Genomic DNA, 19,159 nt, shown 5'->3' with positions numbered 1-19,159 from the left:
GGGCCAAAAAGACGGGTACGAAGACCATGAGCAGCCCCCAGGACGAGATTGCCCCCAGTTCCACCGGTTGGCGCTTCAAAGCAGGCATTGCGATACTCAGTTTGACAGTGATCTCCTGGCTGACGGTGCCACTCGCCGCCGCCGCGGATGTGCCCGGCCCAAAGATCGCGGCACTGACCGGCATCCTGTTTATCAGCAACAAGATTCTGTTGATCCTCGCCATTGCGGTCATGGGCAAGTCCGGTTTTCAGCAACTCAAGCGCAACGTGTTTGGTTATGTTTCCACGCTTGCACCGGCCGCCGACCTGGAAGTAGGCCCGGCTCGTCATAGAATTGGCATGGTGATGTTTTGCCTGCCACTGATTTCATCGTTTCTCGAACCTTACGTAGATACGCTTTGGCCGGGGCTGAGACCGAACCTCTGGCAGGTCCAGGTGTTGGGCGATGCCCTGTTGGTCGGCAGCTTTTTCGTTTTGGGCGGGAATTTTTGGGACAAGGTCCGTGCCTTGTTTATCCGCACGGCGCGTGTCGTGAATACCAGTACAGTGTGAATCGTCGTCAGGAGCGTCTGCAGGATGAAGAAAGAGGGACTCGATACAAACAAACCTGATGCTCAAGCCATCGTCGCTGCGCTCAACCTCGAACCGCACACGGAAGGTGGTTTCTACCGCAGAACCTTTCAGGCGGATCACCGCGCCATGGTTGAGACCGATGGAGGTCAGCGTTACTTGCTGACCTCCATCTATTACCTGTTGACCGAGGATGCGCCGATTGGCCATTTCCATCTGAATCAGTCCGACATCGTGCATTACTACCATCTGGGCGACCCTATTCAGTACAGCCTGATTTTCCCGGACGGCACACTGAAAACCGTGGTGATGGGCAGCGACGTGATTGCGGGTCAGTGTTTGCAGCTGCATGTGCCGGGCGGCGTCTGGAAGGCCTCGCAACTGATGGATGGCGCGGCGGGTTACGGCTTGATCAGTGAAGCCGTTGCGCCGGGGTTTGATTACGCGGACATGCAACTGGGGACTCGGCGCAAGCTCGGCGAGAGGTTTCCCGAGCATTCGGAGTTATTTGAAAAGCTGACAGCGGATTAACCAGAAATGATCCCGTGATCGATCGCGTATTTTACGAGGGCGGCGGGTTTGTCGATGTTGAGCTTGCGGCGGATACTAAGGCGATGGGTTTCTACCGTCCGGACACTGATGTCCAGCTCGCGAGCCATTTCCTTGTTGTTCAACCCTTGAGCCATTTTGTACAGCACTTGGCTCTCGCGCGGTGTCAGTTCGTTGTCGGTACTTTTATCGGCGATGAGCCGTTGGGCAATTTCGGCACTGTAGAACGTCCCGCCACTGACAATGGCCTCGATGGCCGCAATGATTTCCCGTGAAGGGGCGTTCTTCAGCACATAGCCGCTGGCGCCCGAGCGAACCGATTCACTGACGTATTCGTAGTTGTCGTACATGCTCAGCACCAGCACCTTGAGCGACGGGTACTGGCTGCGCAACAGCCGGGTCAGCTCGAGCCCGTTGATGTCCTTCAGGCTGATGTCGACCAGCAACAGATCCGGCTGGCAGCGTCCGACCATCTCGATGGCATCGGCACCATTCTCGGCCTCGCCCACCACTTCCAGCGGCGCCATGACCGCCAGCAGCGATTTGATTCCATCGCGAACCAGAGAATGATCGTCGACCAGGGCAACGCGGATCGGGTAGGGCAGGTTCATTGCAGGCATTCACTCTAATTGTTATGGGTTGAGTCAGCGTTCTGTACCAGGTGGCTTCATCGGCAGCAGCACGTCCAGCTCACTTCTTCCCGGCATCGAGGTCAGTTCGAATCGACCGCCAAAATGCTCGACTCGCTCGCGGATATTACGCAGGCCAATGCCGGCCTGGCGACGTTCGACCTGGGCGACGTTGAAACCTATGCCGTCATCGATCACCGTCAACCGTACGGACTTTTCGCAGCCGTGCAGGGTAATGATGACGTGTTTTGCCTGTGCGTGGCGTTCGATGTTGGTCAGGCCTTCCTGCACAATGCGAAACAGCGAGGCGGCGGCGCCATCGGCCAGGTGACAGTCGAATTCGTTATCGTTGAAGGTTACAACAAGACCGCTGCGTTGCTCGAACTCGGCGGCCAGTTGACCGATTGCCGCCGGCAGGCCGAGGGTGTCGAGCAAGGATGAGCGCAGGTCGTGGGAGAGGCTGCGCACCTCGCCGATTGCTTCCCCGAGGCGCTCGGTGGCGTCTCTTAAAATGTTCAAACCCTTGTCTTGGCCATTCTCCAGCACATGGCTGGCCAGTTCGAACTGAAACTTGATAGAGACCAGCAGCTGGCTGATGCCGTCGTGCAGCTCTCGGGAAACCCGTGATCGCTCTTCCTCCTGCAAGCTGACGATACGTTGGGTCAGGCGCTGCAGTTTTTTGTCGGCCAGGCGATGTTCGCTGACGTTCAGCGTCATGCCGCCGGCGAATACAAATAGCACCGCCACGAGCGCCACCACGGCAATCGCCAGCATGGTTGTGCGGATGCCCTGAGCCACCTCGGCACGCGCTTGCTGGGTGGCGCGTTCAACGTCTTCAAGGTAGATGCCGGTGCCGAGCATCCAGCCCCAACGATCGAGCATCACTACGTAGGCGAGTTTGTCGGTCACTTGGCCGGAGGAGGGTTTGTTCCAGGCGTATCGTTGAAAGCCTTCGCCTGATTGCGCACTTTTGAGCAACGCCTGGATCACCGGCAGGCCGTGAGGGTCTTTCATGTCCCACAGGTATTGGCCCACCAGCTCCGACTGGCGTGCGTGCATCAGGCTGCGGCCCTCGCGGTCGTAGACGAAGAAGTAGCCGTTGATGCCAAAGCTGAGCTTGCGCAGTTCCTCCAGCACTTGTTGCTGGGCATGCTCGTCACCGCGGCCGTCGTCGTACAGCGGCGCGATCAGGCTCTGCGCCATTTCGACGTAGTTTTTCAGTTCTGCGCGTTTGCTGGCCAGAATGCTGTCTTCGATCAGTTGCGCCTGTTGATCACCCAGTTGGCGGTTCAGGGAAATCACCAGTGCGCAGATGACCGCGATCGCCAACACCAGCGGCAGAATCCCGAGCGCGACGATTTTGTGTTTGAGCTGCATCTCTACTCCTGGCCAGACCGAGGGAGGGCGAAGGCCCGGCATCATATGCCAAAGATACGCGCCTCCAGTAGCGGTGCGAGGCGGAATGACCTGCGGCCGTGATGAAATGCAAAACATTTGGGAGCGGGCTTGTGTGGCGAGGGAGCTTGCTCCCGCTCGACTGCGCAGCAGTCGCAAACTTTTGGGGCCGCTTCGCGCCCTAGCGGGAGCAAGCTCCCTCGACACAGCCGCAGGTGTTGCATCAGCGTCATCTACGTAGAACTACGTAGGCGCCACGTACGTAGTAACGCGGATTTATTTGTCGACAGCATGGGGGGATATTGGGCCCGCTCCGCAAAGCGGACACAATTATAATAATTACCGCCGCAGTCACTGGCTGTCGGCAGGAGACACGCTATGCCCCGTCTGGCTAAACACCTCGCCTGGTTTGCCGTGGCTGTCTTGGGAGCGTTTGCGCTAAGTGTCGTGGCCCTGCGCCGCGGCGAAGCCATCAACGCCCTCTGGATCGTAGTCGCAGCCGTCGCTATTTATCTCGTCGCATACCGCTATTACAGCCTGTTCATCGCCACCAAGGTGATGCAACTCGACCCCAATCGAGCCACTCCCGCCGTACTCAACAACGATGGTCTGGACTATGTACCGACCAATAAACACGTACTCTTCGGTCACCACTTCGCAGCCATCGCCGGTGCGGGGCCGCTGGTCGGTCCGGTGTTGGCCGCGCAGATGGGCTACCTGCCCGGTACGCTGTGGCTGATTGCCGGCGTGGTGCTGGCCGGTGCGGTTCAGGACTTCATGGTCCTGTTCATGTCCACCCGCCGCAACGGCCGTTCCCTGGGCGACATGGTCCGTGAAGAAATGGGCCGCATCCCCGGGACCATCGCGCTGTTCGGCTGCTTCCTGATCATGATCATCATCCTCGCGGTGCTGGCGCTGATCGTGGTCAAGGCGCTGGCCGAAAGCCCGTGGGGTATTTTCACGGTGATGGCGACCATCCCGATCGCGATGTTCATGGGCATCTACATGCGCTACATCCGCCCGGGCCGCATTGGTGAAATCTCGGTGATCGGCGTGGCGTTGCTGCTCGGTTCGATCTGGCTCGGCGGGCAGATTGCCGCGGATCCGGTCTGGGCCAAAGCCTTTACCTTCACCGGACTGCAGATTACCTGGATGTTGATCGGCTACGGTTTCGTGGCAGCCGTGTTGCCAGTGTGGCTGATCCTTGCGCCGCGTGACTACCTGTCGACCTTCCTGAAGATCGGCACCATCGTTGCGCTGGCGATCGGTATCCTGATCACCATGCCCGAGCTGAAAATGCCGGCCCTGACCCAGTTCATCGACGGCACCGGGCCGGTGTGGAAGGGTGGGTTGTTCCCGTTCCTGTTCATCACCATCGCCTGTGGCGCGGTGTCCGGTTTCCACGCACTGATCGCTTCCGGCACCACGCCGAAGCTGCTTGCCAGTGAAGGCCATGCCCGTTACATCGGTTACGGCGGCATGCTGATGGAATCCTTCGTGGCTATCATGGCAATGGTTGCCGCTTCGGTGATCGAGCCGGGCGTGTATTTCGCCATGAACAGCCCGGCAGCTCTGGTCGGCGCCGATGCTGTTTCGGTTGCGCAAACAGTCAGCAGCTGGGGTTTCGCGATTACCCCGGAAGCCCTGCAAGCGGTGGCCAAGGACATCGGTGAAACCACCATCCTGGCCCGAGCCGGCGGTGCGCCGACCCTGGCGGTCGGTATCGCGCAGATCCTGCACCACGTGCTGCCGGGTGAAAACACCATGGCGTTCTGGTACCACTTCGCGATTCTGTTTGAAGCGCTGTTCATCCTGACTGCGGTCGATGCCGGTACCCGTGCCGGGCGCTTCATGCTGCAAGACTTGCTCGGCTCCTTCGTGCCGGCGCTGAAACGCACCGAGTCCTGGACCGCCAACCTGATCGCAACGGCCGGTTGCGTGGCGATGTGGGGTTACCTGTTGTACCAAGGCGTGATCGACCCATTGGGCGGGATCAACACCTTGTGGCCGCTGTTCGGTATCTCCAACCAGATGCTGGCCGGTATCGCGCTGATGTTGGCAACCGTTGTGCTGATCAAAATGAAACGCCAACGCTATGTGTGGGTGACCATGCTTCCAGCGGTATGGCTGCTGATCTGCACCACCACTGCAGGCTTCATCAAGCTGTTCGACGCCAACCCGGCGATCGGTTTCCTCGCGCTGGCGAAGAAATACAGCGATGCCCTGGCCAACGGTCAGGTGCTGGCGCCGGCCAAAAGCATCGAGCAGATGCAGCACGTGATTTACAACGCCTACACCAACGCAACGCTGACGGTGTTGTTCCTGCTCGTGGTGTTCAGCATCCTGTTCTTTGCGCTCAAGGTCGGCATCGCCGCCTGGGGCACCAAAGAACGTACGGATAAAGAAGCGCCATTCCAGGCTCTGCCGAACGCTTGATCGAGGAGGGCCACATGTTCAATGACCTGAGTCGCCTCGGTAAATACCTCGGTCAGGCCGCGCGCCTGATGGTCGGCATGCCCGACTACGACAACTACGTCGAGCATATGCAAACCGAACACCCGGACAAGCCGGTGATGAGCTACGAGATGTTCTTCCGCGAACGTCAGGAAGCTCGTTACGGTGGCAAAGCGGGGCCGAAGTGTTGCTGACCTGACAGCCAGGTTGATCCAAGCCCTGTGGGAGCGCGCTCCCACAGGGTTTGTGTTACTTCAGTCGAGCGAGCAATACCTTGCCGACCTCGATGGCCGAGGCTGGGTTCTGGCCCGAGATCAACTCGCGATCGATGACCACATTAGGCGTCCAGTTCGAAGCATTGCTGCGGTACACCCCACCGGCTTTTTCCAGCGCGGTTTGCGGGTAGAACTTCATGGCGCCACCATTAAGCAGCCCTTTGGCTTCTTCCTCTTCCTTGTTGCTGATAACGGTCATCTTGTAGCCCGCATAGATCCAGTCGGCGCGCCCCTTCACCGGCTTCGCGGTCTGGAGTTGGCGGGTGAAATTTTCGGCGTCAGTCGACCTGGTCGCTGAAGGTTACGATCTGGCGATTCGCCTGGGGCAGCTGCCGGACAGTGGTCTGGTGGGCCGCAAACTGGAAGATGCTCGGCTATGCATGGTCGCGTCTCCCCAGTACCTGGCTCGTGCCGGCATTCCTACGACGCTTGAGAGGTTAGGCGAGCACGTCTGCTTGCCGTTCATCATGCCCAGCAGCGGCAAGATCGGGCCATGGTTGTTCTGCCTTGACGGGAAAAATATCGAATGGCTACCGCAAGCCAATGTGCAGGTTCTGGATGATGTCCTCGGCATCGTTTCGCTGGCCGAAAGCGGCCTGGGCATCTGCCAGACTTATGACTTCATCGTCCGGGACAGAGTGCAGCGGGGGCAACTGGTGGAAATACTTCCGCAGTTGAGTGGCCGCAGTCGACCCTTCTCGATTATTTACCCGCCTCACCGACAATTATCAGCGGCATCCAGAGCGTTGATTGAGTTCATTCTGGACAACACCTTGGCCTGAACGCGTTGACACTCCCGCGCTTCCGGGAGGCTCTGGCGTGCGTTTTGCTTTGCGCTTGAACGTCACCCCCTCAGGAGTTCAACGGCATGGATTTGAAACGCTCTACGCAACAACCTTCGAATGTCGCCCACGGCCCGTCGACAGGCGCGCAGCCCACACCATCGTCACATTATCGCTCGCTGACAGAGGGCGAAGTGATTCAGCCAACGGATGTAGCCGGTGACGACCCTCAAGTCTGGACACTTGTGCCCAGCCATTGGGTCAGCCAGGTACATTGTCTGGCTGTGTACGGTCAGGTACGTCGGCCGACGATCAGCAAGGGCTGTTGCTGACAGGCTGCCAGTCGCCGGGACACCTGGCTGCGAGCTTTATCCTGATTGAATCTCGATGATGGATGGGGAGCTCCCCCATCTGCCATCTTTCTTTGCCAGAGCCCTGGCCATGATTTCCATTCTCCCTTTTCAGAGTGTTCGTGCACCTTCCCTCGGCGGCGAGACGAGATTGCGCTGTCTTGAAGCGTGAGCGTTCATCTGTGCACTGTTGCGAGTCTGCAGAAAACTGACGGTCTGAACAGCTTTCTTTCTGGTCAGACCTGTAAGACCTTGTTTTGCTATCGGTAAATAATAAATTCATGATTTTTCAAGGTAAGTGGCATGGGGAGTGCTCTACCCAGATGCATTCTTCAATGATTGCGCTGTGTTCGGCCAACCTGGCATTCGCCTGAATAGAAGCCGATCGAAGTCGTTGAAGAGAGGGGCAGTCCGCTGATCGACAGTGCTGTCGAGCAGTCAGGGACTCGTTTGATTCTTGACGGAGAAGCATCATGAACCACGATTCAGTTGCCGTGAGCGCAGCCAAACCAGCCAAGGCCTGGTACAAATCTCTCTTTGCACAGGTGCTGTGTACCTTGGTGCTGGGCATCGTGCTCGGTGTTCTGGTACCGGATTTCGCAGTGAAGCTAAAGGTGCTGAGCGACGGCTTTCTCAAGCTGATTGCCATGATCGTTGGCCCTATCGTTTTCTGTGTCGTGGTGCATGGCATCGCCGGTACGGGGGACTTGAAAAGCGTAGGGCGGGTAGGGGGCGTGGCACTGATCTACTTTGAGATCATGACCACCATCGCCCTGGCGCTCGGACTTGTGCTGGCTTTCATCTTTGGGCCGGGGCACGGCATGAACATCGACACTACGACACTGGATGCCGGTGCGATAAGCAGCTATTCGGAGAATGCCCACAAGCTTCAGGGCAGTGGTATCGGCTCGTTCATCCTGAACATCATTCCCACCACCTCAATTGATGCATTGGCGCGTAACGATGTGTTGCAGGTGCTGTTCTTTGCCTTGTTGTTCGGCTCCAGCCTGGCCTTGGTGGGCGGCAAAAGTGCGGAGCGAGTGACCTCATTCATCGATGACATCTCCAAGGTGCTGTTCAAGGCCATGGGCCTGATCGTGCGCCTGGCACCCTTGGGTATGCTGGGGGCAGTGGCCTACACCGTTGGCAAGTACGGTGTAGGTTCGATGAAGCAACTGATCTCCCTGGTCGCACTGTTCTACGTATCGATCCTGATCTTCGTGTTCGTGATCCTTGGCGCTGTGTTGCGCTATGCCGGGATCAACGTGTTCAAGTTCATTGCCTACCTGCGCGAGGAGTTGACCATCGTGTTGGCTACAGCGTCCTCGGATTCGGTGCTGCCGCAGATCATGCGCAAGCTGGAAGTGCTGGGCGTGAAAAAGTCAGTGGTGGGGCTGGTGGTGCCGACCGGCTATTCGTTCAACCTCGATGCCTTCTCGATCTACCTGACCCTGGCGGTCGTGTTTATCGCACAAGCTACCAACACGCCGCTGTCGATCGGTGACTTGCTGCTGGTGTTAGGGGTGTCGCTGGTGACCTCCAAGGGGGCCCACGGCGTACCCGGCTCGGCCATCGTGATTCTGGCTGCGACCCTGAGTGCGGTGCCAAGCATTCCGGTGATCGGCCTGGTGCTGGTGCTGTCCATCGACTGGTTCATCGGCATGGCACGCGCGGCGGGTAACCTGATTGGTAATTGTGTTGCCACTGTCGTGGTCGCGGCCAAGGTCGGTGATCTGGATCACGAACAGGCTCAGCGCGTGCTAAACAATCGGCAGGCATTCGAAGTGTCATAAGTGCCTGATGGAAGCGGCTACGCGCGCGTAGCCGCTGTCGTTGCTCAATGACCTTCAGTGGGCGTGGAACATGATTTTGGCGTAGTACGGATGGTAAGGCTCGCTGTCAGGTCGTCCTCTCCAGCATTAAATTTTTGCATCACTACTTGGCACTTTCGCTGCCGGTGTCACCTCTTGGTGCATTTTCATGAGAATTAATAGTGCATCGGTATTAATCGATGTGCCGCGCTGGACGCCTTGTATTACACGCAGAATAAAAACAGTGAGTAGGAATTTCCCGCTTGTAGGGCATAAAACTCAAATCAGTTGCCAAATGCACCATTTTCGTCCGTTCCAGAGTTGTGCAAGTTACAAGTGGAAAAACCGTTTCAGTAGCTTTATCGATTTTCGTCTCAAAAATGAAATAATGTGTCGCAATTAAGTCTTGCTGGAAGGTTTTTTCGATTTTTATGGGCCATGACAATACTTGGGCACAGCCCTTGCAAAAGTACTTTCAAACCACCGCAAGTGTGGTTTTCAACGAAAAAAATAATGGGGGAACGTTATAAATGGGGCGCCAGAAATCAAACCGCAAAGGCCAAGTCTCTGGCGTCGGGACGCGTCAAGAGATTGCCGAATTCACGAGGAATTTGTTTCCAAATGAGACAGGAAGTTAACGACGCACACTGAGGTGCTCAACAGAAACAGTACTCACTAAAACAACGTAAGGCCTGATTTTATTGAAATAGCGAAGTTATAAGAAAATGCCGTCTGTATCGCGGCAAGGAGTAGGGTATGTCCCGAGCTTTTTTTAACGAAATGTATGATGCGAGTGGTGGCTGCCGCCCACATTACCAGGAGTTCGCGCGTTGGTTGGCGGACACACCTCTGGAGTTGCTGGATCAACGTCGTCGCGAAGCCGACCTGTTGTTCCACCGAGCCGGCATCACCTTCACCTTATACGGGGACGAGCAGGGCACCGAGCGGTTGATTCCGTTTGACATCATTCCGCGCAGCATCAAGGCCAGCGAATGGCAAATGGTTGAGCGGGGCTGCATTCAGCGGGTCCAGGCGTTGAACATGTTCCTGGACGACATCTACCACGGGCAACGTATTCTCAAGGAGGGCATCATCCCGGCCGAACAGGTGTTGGCCAACGAGGGTTATCAGGTCGCCATGCAGGGCCTGAATCTGCACCGGGGCATCTATGCCCACATCGCCGGGGTCGATCTGGTCCGCGACGGCGATGGCAGCTACTACGTACTGGAAGACAATCTGCGCACCCCCAGCGGCGTCAGCTACATGCTTGAAGACCGCAAGATGATGATGCGTTTGTTCCCCGAACTCTTCGCCGCCCAGCGTGTGGCGCCCATCGATCACTACCCGAACCTGCTGCTCGACACTCTGAGGAGCTCCAGCCCGCTGGACAATCCCACAACCGTGGTGCTGACCCCGGGCCGCTTCAACAGTGCCTACTTCGAACATGCGTTCCTGGCCCGTGAAATGGGCGTGGAACTGGTTGAAGGCGCCGATCTGTTTGTCCGCGACGATCATGTTTATATGCGCACTACTGCGGGCCCCAGACAGGTGGATGTCATTTACCGCCGCCTCGACGATGCGTATCTCGATCCACTGTCGTTCAACCCGGACTCCATGCTTGGCGTGCCCGGCCTGATCGCCGCTTACCGCTCAGGCAACGTGGTGCTGGCGAACGCCGTCGGCACCGGTGTGGCCGACGACAAGTCGATCTATCCCTATGTCGGCGACATGATCCGCTTCTACCTCGCCGAGGAACCGATCCTCAAGAACGTGCCTACCTGGCAATGCCGCAAGCCGGAAGAACTGTCCCATGTGTTGGCGAATCTGCCTGAGTTGGTGGTCAAGGAAACCCAGGGTTCCGGCGGCTACGGCATGCTGGTCGGCCCGGCGGCCACGGCGGCGGAAATCGAAGACTTTCGCGCGCGCCTCAAGGCACGCCCTGAAGCCTATATCGCCCAACCAACCTTGTGCCTGTCGACGTGCCCGACCTTTGTCGAAAACGGCATCGCCCCACGCCACATTGACCTGCGCCCGTTTGTGCTGTCGGGCAGAGAAACCCGTCTGGTGCCCGGTGGCCTGACCCGCGTGGCATTGCGCGAAGGCTCGCTGGTGGTGAACTCGTCTCAGGGCGGCGGCACCAAAGACACTTGGGTAGTGGAGGACTAAGACATGCTTTCAAGAACCGCTTCGGACCTCTACTGGATGTCCCGTTACCTGGAGCGCGCCGAAAACCTGGCGCGCATGCTCGAAGTCAGTTACTCGTTGTCGTTGATGCCTCAGGCGGGGCGCACCGATGGCCGCGCCGAGCTGGCGATGTCGCTGCTGGCCGCCGGCACGCTGGAGGATTACAACGAGCGTTATGGCGAACTCAACACTGAGCGCATGTTGCACTTCTTCGCGCTGGATGAAACCAACCCCGGGAGTATCTATTGCTGTTTGCAAGCCGCGCGGGCCAATGCTCATGCCGTGCGCGGACGCATCACCGCCGACATGTGGGAGAACATCAACGCCACGTGGCTGGAGATGCGCAACATCGCCAGCAATGGTCTGGCGCGTTATGGCATCAGCCATTTCTGCGAGTGGGTCAAGGAGCGTTCGCACCTGTTCCGCGGTGCGACCTCGGGCACCATCATGCGCAACGATGCCTATTGCTTCATTCGTCTGGGGACTTTCCTTGAGCGGGCGGACAACACGCTGCGCCTGCTGGATGCACGCTACGAAATGTTTGGCGAGGAGTCGGAGGAGGTGAGTGACAACTCCGCGCGCGGCTACTACCAGTGGAGTGCCTTGCTGCGGGCCTTGTCGTCCTTCGAGGCGTTCAACGAGATCTACCGCAATGCACCGGGCGCCGAGCAGGTCTCCGAGATGCTGTTGTTGCGCGGCGACGTCCCGCGTTCGCTGCACGCCTGCATCGAGGAACTGGACCATATCCTCGCCAGCCTGCCGGGCAGTAACGGGCGGGCAGCCCAGCGGTTGGCCGCCGAGTTGAATGCGCGGCTGCGCTACACCGGTATCGACGAGATTCTCGGTTTCGGTCTGCACCTCTGGCTGACTGACTTCATCTCCCAGGTTCGCCATCTCGGCCAGACCGTTCACGAGTCCTATCTGGAGGTCGTATGAAACTGTCCATACGTCACGACACCACCTACAGCTATGCCGATGAAGTCTGCACCAGCATCCAGTTCCTGCGTTTGACGCCGCAGAACAGCGAACGCCAGCGCATCCTGGAATGGCACCTGGAACTGCCGCGCCTGGTCCGCAGCCAGTTCGATCCGTACGGCAACATCCTGCATGTATTGACGATGGACGAACCCCATGGCGCCTTGGTACTGACAGCTTATGGTCAGGTGGATATCGACTCGGACCGTGAACTGGAGCGCGACAGCCAATCGCCTTTGCCGTTTTTACGCAGCAGTAAGCTGACGATAGCGGACGATGCCCTGAATGCCTTCGCCGTGCAGCACTGCGGTATACGGCGTGATCGAACGGCGCTGACCGACCTGATGCACGGCCTGGCCGAGCATATGGTCTACAACCCGGGCGCGACCACTGTGGACACTACGGCCGCCGAGGCGTTTGCGGGCGGAGGCGGGGTCTGTCAGGACCACACCCATGCCTTCCTGGCCTGCGCCCGTAGCCTGGGGATTCCTGCGCGTTATGTCTCCGGTTATCTGTGCACTGAAGATGAAAACCACTTGGCCAGTCATGCCTGGGCTGAAGCCTGGCTCGACGGTGGTTGGTACAGCTTCGATGTCACCAACCGACTGACCCGGCCCGAACGCCATCTGAAACTGGCGGTGGGCCTGGACTACCTCGACGCCTGCCCGGTACGCGGCATGCGTCGTGGTGGCGGGGCCGAGTCGATGCTGGCGCGGGTACAGGTAACGTCGCTGTTTCAGGTTCAGCACCAATAAGCCTGAAACGTTCACCGTAATTGGCCATACCGTCAGGGAGACGGTATGGCCTTTCATCCAGAATTCACGAGTAAGCGCAAATGACTTATTGCGTCGCTATGCACCTGGCCGACGGGATGGTGTTCATCTCCGATTCACGGACCAATGCCGGTATCGACCAGATTTCAACGTTTCGTAAGTTGTTTATTTTCAGCACGCCGGGCGAGCGGCTGATTGTGTTGCAAACTGCGGGCAATCTCGCCACCTCGCAATCGGTGGTGAACTTGCTCAAGCAGCGTTGCAGCGGGCCTGGCCCGCACCTATTGAATGTCCGCACACTCTATGACGCCACCGTGCTGGTGGCCGAAACTGTTCGCGAAGTCGTCGCCCGGGACCGTACCAAGTTGGCAGGCAAGACCGACTTGAGCTGCTCTTTTCTGGTGGGCGGGCAGATCGCAGAGGGGCCAATGGATGTGTACAGCATTTACCCGCAAGGCAACTTCATTCAGGCGACGGAGGACACGCCATTCCTGCAATTGGGTGAAAGCAAGTACGGCAGACCGATACTTGATCGCAACCTCACGTACCGCACATCACTCGAAGAGGGCCTGCGCTGCGGGCTGATCTCGTTCGACTCGACCATGCGCAGCAACTTGTCGGTGGGTATGCCGCTGGACCTGCTGGTGTTCAGAAAAGACAGTTTTGGCGGTGCAAAAAGTTATCGCATCACGGCTGACGACCCGTACTTCATGCGTATCCGTATGCAATGGGCCGCCGGACTGCAAGACATGCTTGCCGCACTGCCGGAGCCGCCTGACGCTTACATGTCGTCGGCCAACAACAAAAACTAGCTCGTCACCTCTTTTACAGGCGCCGCCCGGATTCCTGGGCGGTTTGTCTGCTGCTGAGTCGGCTTTCTTGAATGACCTTGGGTTGGTCAAGTCTGCACGGATGAAACGCATTGCGAATGAGCGACTGCCATTGAGGCAATCAGCACTGGATTGAACGAGAGGTGTTTTATGAAAAGCAAACTACCAGCCGCCGCATGGATTCTGATCGCCATGACGCTGGGAATCGTGATTGGTTACATGGTATTCATCAATTTCCCGGACAAGGAATCGGCGACGAAAGTGGCGGGCTACATTTCCATTGTCTCGGATGTCTTTTTACGCTTGATCAAAATGTTGATCGGGCCGCTGGTGTTCTCGACCCTGGTGGTCGGCATTGCGCATATGGGGGATGCCGCCTCGGTCGGACGCGTATTCGCCAAGTCCCTGGGCTGGTTCGTGACAGCTTCGCTGGTGTCGTTGGTGCTGGGACTGATCATGGCCAATCTGCTGCAGCCCGGCCACAATCTCGGCCTCCCGCTACCCGATATCGGTGCTCACACCAATCTGGCGACGTCCGCTTTCACCCTGAAGGATTTCGTTATCCACCTGGTACCCAAGTCCTTCGCCGAGGCAATGGCCAACAACGAAATCCTGCAGATCGTGGTGTTCTCCATGTTCTTCGGCGTCGCACTGGCGGCGCTGGGCAAAAAGGCCGAACGCCTGGTAGGCCTGATCGAAGAACTGTCCCACGCCATGCTGAAAATCACCGGTTACGTAATGAAACTGGCACCCATCGCGGTGATGGCTGCCATGGCGGCGACCGTGTCGGTAAACGGGTTGGCAATCCTGTTGAAGTTTGCTGTGTTCATGGGCGACTTTTATCTCGGGCTGTTCTTGCTGTGGGGGCTGCTGGTGCTGGCCGGCCTGCTTTTTCTCGGGCCACGAGTGTTCAAGCTCGTGGTGTTGATCAAGGAAGCTTTCCTGCTGTCTTTCGCCACGGCCAGTTCCGAATCGGCGTACCCCAAAATTCTCGAGGCGCTCGATCGCTTTGGCGTGAAGCGCAAAATCTCCAGTTTCGTCATGCCGATGGGTTACTCGTTCAACCTCGATGGTTCGATGATGTACTGCACGTTTGCAGTGCTGTTTATTGCCCAGGCCTACGGCATTGAGCTATCCATCGGCACCCAGATCACTATGTTGCTGATTCTGATGCTGACGTCCAAGGGCATGGCTGGCGTTCCGCGGGCATCATTGGTGGTAATTGCCGCCACCCTGAACCAATTCAATATCCCCGAGGCCGGGCTGTTGCTGATTCTGGGCGTCGATACATTCCTCGATATGGGTCGCTCGGCAACCAACGCCGTCGGCAACTCCATTGCAACCGCTGTGGTGGCCAAGTGGGAGGGCGAGTTGATGAGTGAAGAGGAGGCTCTGGCGCACGCGCAAATGCTCGATCGCGAGAGTGCCGCGTCAATGGGCGCGCCAGTGGAAGCTTGAGAAACCAGAATCAACGTTTCATACGTAGTTTTGACTGATTGGAGGAGGGTGAGGCGTAGTCGTAAATTATCAAAACCACTTTTGTACCGAGTCCGCTGACAGGCACCTTGCCTGAGGCGGGCTCACTAAAGCGTTTTGCTGACACCTCAGGATTTTTATTGTGTATTTTTTATGGCGCTGGTGTCGACGAAACGAGAAAGTCAAGCGGCAGATGCTAGTGATGAGCGCCAAAACCCGTTTATCCAAGAGAATACTTATCTGGCTACGGTTCTGATGGTCCTGGACTGCCTTTAGGAGTTCATGTCACGGTGGATATAAAGTCTCTCGAGCAGGAAGAACTCTCCACTAAAGCTTCCGGTCGACTGCGTATGGCCATGGACTGTCTATATTTATGGGTTCGCCGTTCCGACCACGATAAAGATCGGAGAATTACGTGGTGAGCTACGCGTTACCTGAGTAAGTCGAGAGATTATTGCCATTAAGCGGCAGCGACTGGATGCGTCGACAGTTTTCGTACAATGAAATGAAATCTCAACTTCAGCGCGGCATGGATGTTCAGCACAATGCTTATGCGATACAGCGGATCTACGTTGAGTCGCACCGAGTCATCGTTTCCGCTAAGCACTCGCCGATAGATGTGGGAAGACATGCCTACAATCCGTTCGATGCCGACAGACCAAAGGAGATAGTCGTCAGTACAGATGGGCGCGTATCTATAAGATTCCCAATTTGCAGTTTGCAGTTTGCAGTAGAGCTGTGAAATTGATTCAAAAGCTGTGTGCAAACGGGCCAATCCCGAAACATGATGTTACGTGTAATGTATATTATGTTAAATTATGTATCTGGGCGGAACTTCTTCATTTCTGTCCACTTTCACTAAACCCCGATCGCTTTTCCAGAAAACTCCGTTTGCTGGAAAATCAGACGCTTGGCGCTCCATCCGCATATTCTCTCTTAGGTTGCCCTGTCATTAACGTCCGGTTCCGCAATAACACCCAGAAACTGGTCAGTGCATGGCGCATCTGCTAAAAATAGATACACCATCAATGATTTTAGCTGGCGAGTGCAGCAATGAAGCGGCCGTTCGTCCCATTCCCCATCTTTCCTCCTTACACTCACTGGCATCCTAATCAGGTGCCAGATTTCCCAAGCAATCTGCAAGTCATAGACTGTCTAAATGACGTCAGCCAATCGAGCCATCCATTCATTAGTACTTGGTACGTAAATCAGTTCATCAATTGGATTGCCCACAGCTGGAACCCTATTAATTCTCAACTGCATTACAGCTCATGCATCAATGGTCTAGAAAAAATGCTCAACTGGAGCTTCGCGAACGATCGTTGTTTGCTTGATTGGACGCGCTCCGATTTCGAGAGTTATTCGGAATTTATCCGTAGTCCTCCGCCTGATTGGACATCGGCTGGAAAACAATCGAGGTTCTTAGGACGTCCATCCAAGGATTTCCGAGAATGGAGAATCAATCCTACTTGGATGATTTTCCAAGGCAACCGTCCCGCAGGATCTCGTGAATTTGCTAAAAAGGTGTGGGAGCGGGAGATTAGATGCGTAAGTCAATTCATGGATTTCTACCTGAAGACCGTGTCCACAAACAGAGAGAACGTGGCCTCTGAAAGACTTAAATTTCTCACATTTAAGACTTCAGAGCCTCTAGCCCCTGTTTCTGATGAAGTCTTTAACTGGATATTGAAAACTCTACCAACATTGGATTTGAGCACGCACGATGTGCAGCTGCTTTCGATGTACCTGATGATCGCTAGGCATTCGGCTCGTCCCATGTGGCATGTGCTGGGTACCGCATCAAGCCCCGGACGTGTTGAACAATTCACACGCAGTGATCAGGGTATTTGGCAGGAAACCAACCCCAAAAATGGCAAATTAGTGTCCTTATCAATTGCATTTGGACAGGCATTTGAGCGTTACCTATTTTACCTGAATATCGACTCCAAACAGCCTTTACCTGATTCCAATCTCTTTCCCAGAGGTTACTCACTGGGCGCATTTTCCCTCACGGCGCTTTGGCGAATGATATGTTCGATTAGGGGGCGTCTTGCAGATATAGCAATGACATCGGACAATCCGGATATTGCCAACGAAGCTCAAAATATCCGACGACTAACAGCTGTCATGATATCTATCCGAAAATTCAGCAAATCGTAATACTATCTTTCGCTATTTTTCTAAGTAAGTTTGGCAGTCTCCCTACTACGCAGATGGTGGGGCTCGCGCAGAAGTGCTTCATCCGCCCTGCCCCTGCATTGACTACCCTGCACTATTCAACGTCACGGCAACTGGACGGGCTAACAGTTAGGAGGATGAAAGAAAGTACGGATGGATCATTAGATCCGGCTTTCCTGCGGTTCGCCTATCTGGTTTCGGCGAAAAGGCCTTCGTAGCAGTCTGTGACATATTCATTCACATCGAACTTCTACGTGAAGAAGGCGCTCCTTGAGCTGGCATTGAAACCCAGACTGAATCTGCAGCACCTCCGACACGACCATCGCGCCTGCGGCTGCTGCACATAAAAATAGGCCCAACACACCAGTCGGGTTATCGCTGAATTACGGACGATATTGCAGACACGGTTGACGTGCTCAGCTCTTAATCTCGTTAAGGCTGAGCGCATGATCATATTTATTATCATCGATGCTAATTGCGCGGATAGCGGCGTCCACGCTGGCGCCATGGTTCACCAGGCAGACGATGTTGAGGCGATGGATAGCGCTGTTTCAAGTTAGGGGGTGATGGGGTCACTAAAAGGTCTACAAGAATGTGATCAATTTGGATTACACCATGTTCCGTATAGTTTGATGCCAGCACTGATCGTGCTATTAGCTTTTCCACTGTTTAACGAGGCTCGCAGCACTGAACTCCGGCGAATCGTCAATAGTGACTTTACTTACGGCGTTTTTGATAAATGGTTCGCAAGGAAGCTTAACACGCACATAATGGATGCTACGGAAGAATTTTTCCATGTCCTGTAAATCGACTCGATTCTGCTTATTCATTTTAATGACCTCTAATGTTCGATTTTGAATTTTTCAGTCCAGATCACTAGCCTAGAACTCCAGCCTGAATAGTCAAGTTGAAAATCTGGGCTCTTGTAACTTAACAAATTTTTTTAAACACCCAAGCACGGTGTGGGCGTTGATCGGAGTGTTGAAATCGAAGTTTGTATTTCTTAAGTGCGCAAGCTGGCAATTTAATGAAATTATTTTAAAGACGAAAAAACGAACAAAGCGAAATCAAGGGTTTAGCTTGCCAGGCATTCGCTAATATTGTCTGCTGAGTTATGATAAATTGAGATCTGGCCGATAGTAATCACTTCAATAGTTGACTTGAGTTATAAGGCAATATAGTTGTATTGCCAAGCTATCGCGGCCATTTATGAATATTTAATTATTTCAGCCTTGGTTTTTTATTTCTTTTCTGCATATGTCCTTCGTCGGTTGTTACCGAAATCAGGGCGCTATTATCACGCCAGTTCGTCCGTGCTGCTTCGGGGCCAGTGTTCGTAAACCGCGCCGCCGACTTTGACCTGTGCTCGGCACGTTAGGCCTCCAGCCTCGCGACTACGGCCCAGGGCCTGCAGGCTCTATTTTCCATCTGATATAAGCCTCCCCTCCTCCAACTCATAATGTCGCCCGCTTAGCTGCCTAGCGTACGCTGACGGCAGTCATAATGATTTTGGAAGATCGAGCTCGCTGCTGGTTTCGGGCGTCACTTTGAAATCGACTCAACAGATACCAACTCCAAGTATTTGTATTTTTGCTTCTTCGCTTCGGCCTTTGCCTCCTGCTCAGCTACCAGCTTGCTGAGGCTGCTGGAATCGTGAACGAAGACTTCGACTTCACCGTCATACACCTTCGATACATGTAACGTCACACGAAGCTTGGACGTATGGTAACCATTAGTTTTCTTCGGGCGTGTGGTTGGGCTTGGAGTTGGTGGGGGCGATGTTGTATCTAGTACTGGTGCTGGTGCGTTAGGTGTCACCGGATCCACACTGGCCCCGAAGAGCGCCTTTCGCATTTCTTCTTCACTTACATCAATAGCCATATATCTACCTTGGAAAGCATTGAAAGCTATCACAGATCGAGTGCCCGT

14 protein-coding genes and 2 pseudogenes are annotated in these 19,159 nt (G+C 55.5%); 12 read left to right on the top strand and 4 right to left on the bottom strand.

Going from position 1 to position 19,159, the window contains the following annotated elements:
- Positions 1 to 26: 26 nt before the first annotated feature.
- Both AC1RO5_RS10060 and AC1RO5_RS10055 read left to right on the top strand, forming a co-directional pair.
- Complete coding sequence (locus AC1RO5_RS10060; protein ID WP_019649704.1) at positions 27 to 551, top strand: transporter suffix domain-containing protein; 525 nt, start codon at positions 27 to 29, stop codon at positions 549 to 551.
- Positions 552 to 575: 24 nt separating this feature from the next.
- On the top strand, positions 576 to 1,100 hold the full coding sequence (locus tag AC1RO5_RS10055) for a cupin domain-containing protein (protein ID WP_493174759.1): 525 nt from the start codon (positions 576 to 578) through the stop codon (positions 1,098 to 1,100).
- Here the strand turns inward: AC1RO5_RS10055 and AC1RO5_RS10050 are convergent.
- Both AC1RO5_RS10050 and AC1RO5_RS10045 read right to left on the bottom strand, forming a co-directional pair.
- Positions 1,097 to 1,729, bottom strand: coding sequence for a response regulator transcription factor (locus tag AC1RO5_RS10050; RefSeq protein ID WP_019649706.1), 633 nt, complete (start codon positions 1,727 to 1,729; stop codon positions 1,097 to 1,099). The genes AC1RO5_RS10055 and AC1RO5_RS10050 overlap by 4 nt on opposite strands.
- A 33-nt stretch (positions 1,730 to 1,762) precedes the next feature.
- Positions 1,763 to 3,124, bottom strand: a complete 1,362-nt coding sequence (locus tag AC1RO5_RS10045) for a cache domain-containing protein (protein ID WP_493174758.1) — start codon at positions 3,122 to 3,124, stop codon at positions 1,763 to 1,765.
- Between the two features lie 396 nt (positions 3,125 to 3,520).
- On the opposite strand from AC1RO5_RS10045, the gene AC1RO5_RS10040 reads away from it, so the two are divergent.
- Together AC1RO5_RS10040 and AC1RO5_RS10035 are read left to right on the top strand one after the other, a co-directional pair.
- Positions 3,521 to 5,578, top strand: a complete 2,058-nt coding sequence (locus AC1RO5_RS10040; RefSeq protein WP_493174757.1) for a carbon starvation CstA family protein — start codon at positions 3,521 to 3,523, stop codon at positions 5,576 to 5,578.
- A 14-nt stretch (positions 5,579 to 5,592) separates the two neighbouring features.
- The gene (locus AC1RO5_RS10035; protein ID WP_007938220.1) at positions 5,593 to 5,790 is read left to right on the top strand and encodes a YbdD/YjiX family protein; all 198 of its coding nucleotides are present in this window, start codon (positions 5,593 to 5,595) and stop codon (positions 5,788 to 5,790) included.
- Between the two features lie 55 nt (positions 5,791 to 5,845).
- Here the strand turns inward: AC1RO5_RS10035 and AC1RO5_RS10030 are convergent.
- Positions 5,846 to 6,172, bottom strand: a pseudogene (locus AC1RO5_RS10030) (type 1 glutamine amidotransferase domain-containing protein); the annotation flags it as partial.
- Here AC1RO5_RS10030 and AC1RO5_RS10025 point away from each other — a divergent pair.
- From AC1RO5_RS10025 to AC1RO5_RS09990, 8 genes and pseudogenes are all read left to right on the top strand, one after another.
- Positions 6,132 to 6,653 (top strand): annotated as a pseudogene (locus AC1RO5_RS10025) (substrate binding domain-containing protein); the annotation flags it as partial. The pseudogenes AC1RO5_RS10030 and AC1RO5_RS10025 overlap by 41 nt on opposite strands.
- 823 nt (positions 6,654 to 7,476) lie before the next feature.
- A complete protein-coding gene (gene dctA / locus AC1RO5_RS10020) occupies positions 7,477 to 8,796 on the top strand; it encodes a C4-dicarboxylate transporter DctA (RefSeq protein WP_493174756.1) in 1,320 nt (439 codons plus the stop codon).
- Positions 8,797 to 9,570: 774 nt separating this feature from the next.
- Positions 9,571 to 10,980 (top strand): circularly permuted type 2 ATP-grasp protein, encoded by a 1,410-nt coding sequence (locus tag AC1RO5_RS10015; protein ID WP_007938225.1) that lies wholly within the window; start codon positions 9,571 to 9,573, stop codon positions 10,978 to 10,980.
- Positions 10,981 to 10,983: 3 nt separating this feature from the next.
- Positions 10,984 to 11,934 carry an alpha-E domain-containing protein gene (locus tag AC1RO5_RS10010; protein ID WP_493174755.1) on the top strand — a complete coding sequence of 317 codons (951 nt, stop codon included), beginning with the start codon at positions 10,984 to 10,986 and terminating at the stop codon, positions 11,932 to 11,934.
- Complete coding sequence (locus tag AC1RO5_RS10005; protein WP_493174754.1) at positions 11,931 to 12,728, top strand: transglutaminase family protein; 798 nt, start codon at positions 11,931 to 11,933, stop codon at positions 12,726 to 12,728. Before AC1RO5_RS10010 ends, AC1RO5_RS10005 begins: the two co-directional genes overlap by 4 nt.
- An 80-nt stretch (positions 12,729 to 12,808) precedes the next feature.
- Complete coding sequence (locus AC1RO5_RS10000; protein ID WP_413697606.1) at positions 12,809 to 13,558, top strand: proteasome-type protease; 750 nt, start codon at positions 12,809 to 12,811, stop codon at positions 13,556 to 13,558.
- 168 nt (positions 13,559 to 13,726) lie between these two features.
- Positions 13,727 to 15,034: a dicarboxylate/amino acid:cation symporter gene (locus AC1RO5_RS09995; protein ID WP_493174753.1), complete on the top strand. Its 1,308-nt coding sequence runs from the start codon at positions 13,727 to 13,729 to the stop codon at positions 15,032 to 15,034.
- 1,071 nt (positions 15,035 to 16,105) lie between these two features.
- The gene (locus AC1RO5_RS09990; RefSeq protein ID WP_493174752.1) at positions 16,106 to 17,212 is read left to right on the top strand and encodes an integrase; all 1,107 of its coding nucleotides are present in this window, start codon (positions 16,106 to 16,108) and stop codon (positions 17,210 to 17,212) included.
- A gap of 1,560 nt (positions 17,213 to 18,772) precedes the next feature.
- Here the strand turns inward: AC1RO5_RS09990 and AC1RO5_RS09985 are convergent.
- Complete coding sequence (locus AC1RO5_RS09985) at positions 18,773 to 19,111, bottom strand: hypothetical protein (RefSeq protein ID WP_493174751.1); 339 nt, start codon at positions 19,109 to 19,111, stop codon at positions 18,773 to 18,775.
- Between the last annotated feature and the right edge of the window lie 48 nt (positions 19,112 to 19,159).

The sequence above is a fragment of the Pseudomonas sp. GW822-FHT02G04 genome (assembly GCF_058802085.1).
The sequence above is the reverse complement of the archived record's forward strand: the minus strand, read 5'-3'. Positions and strand labels throughout refer to the sequence as shown.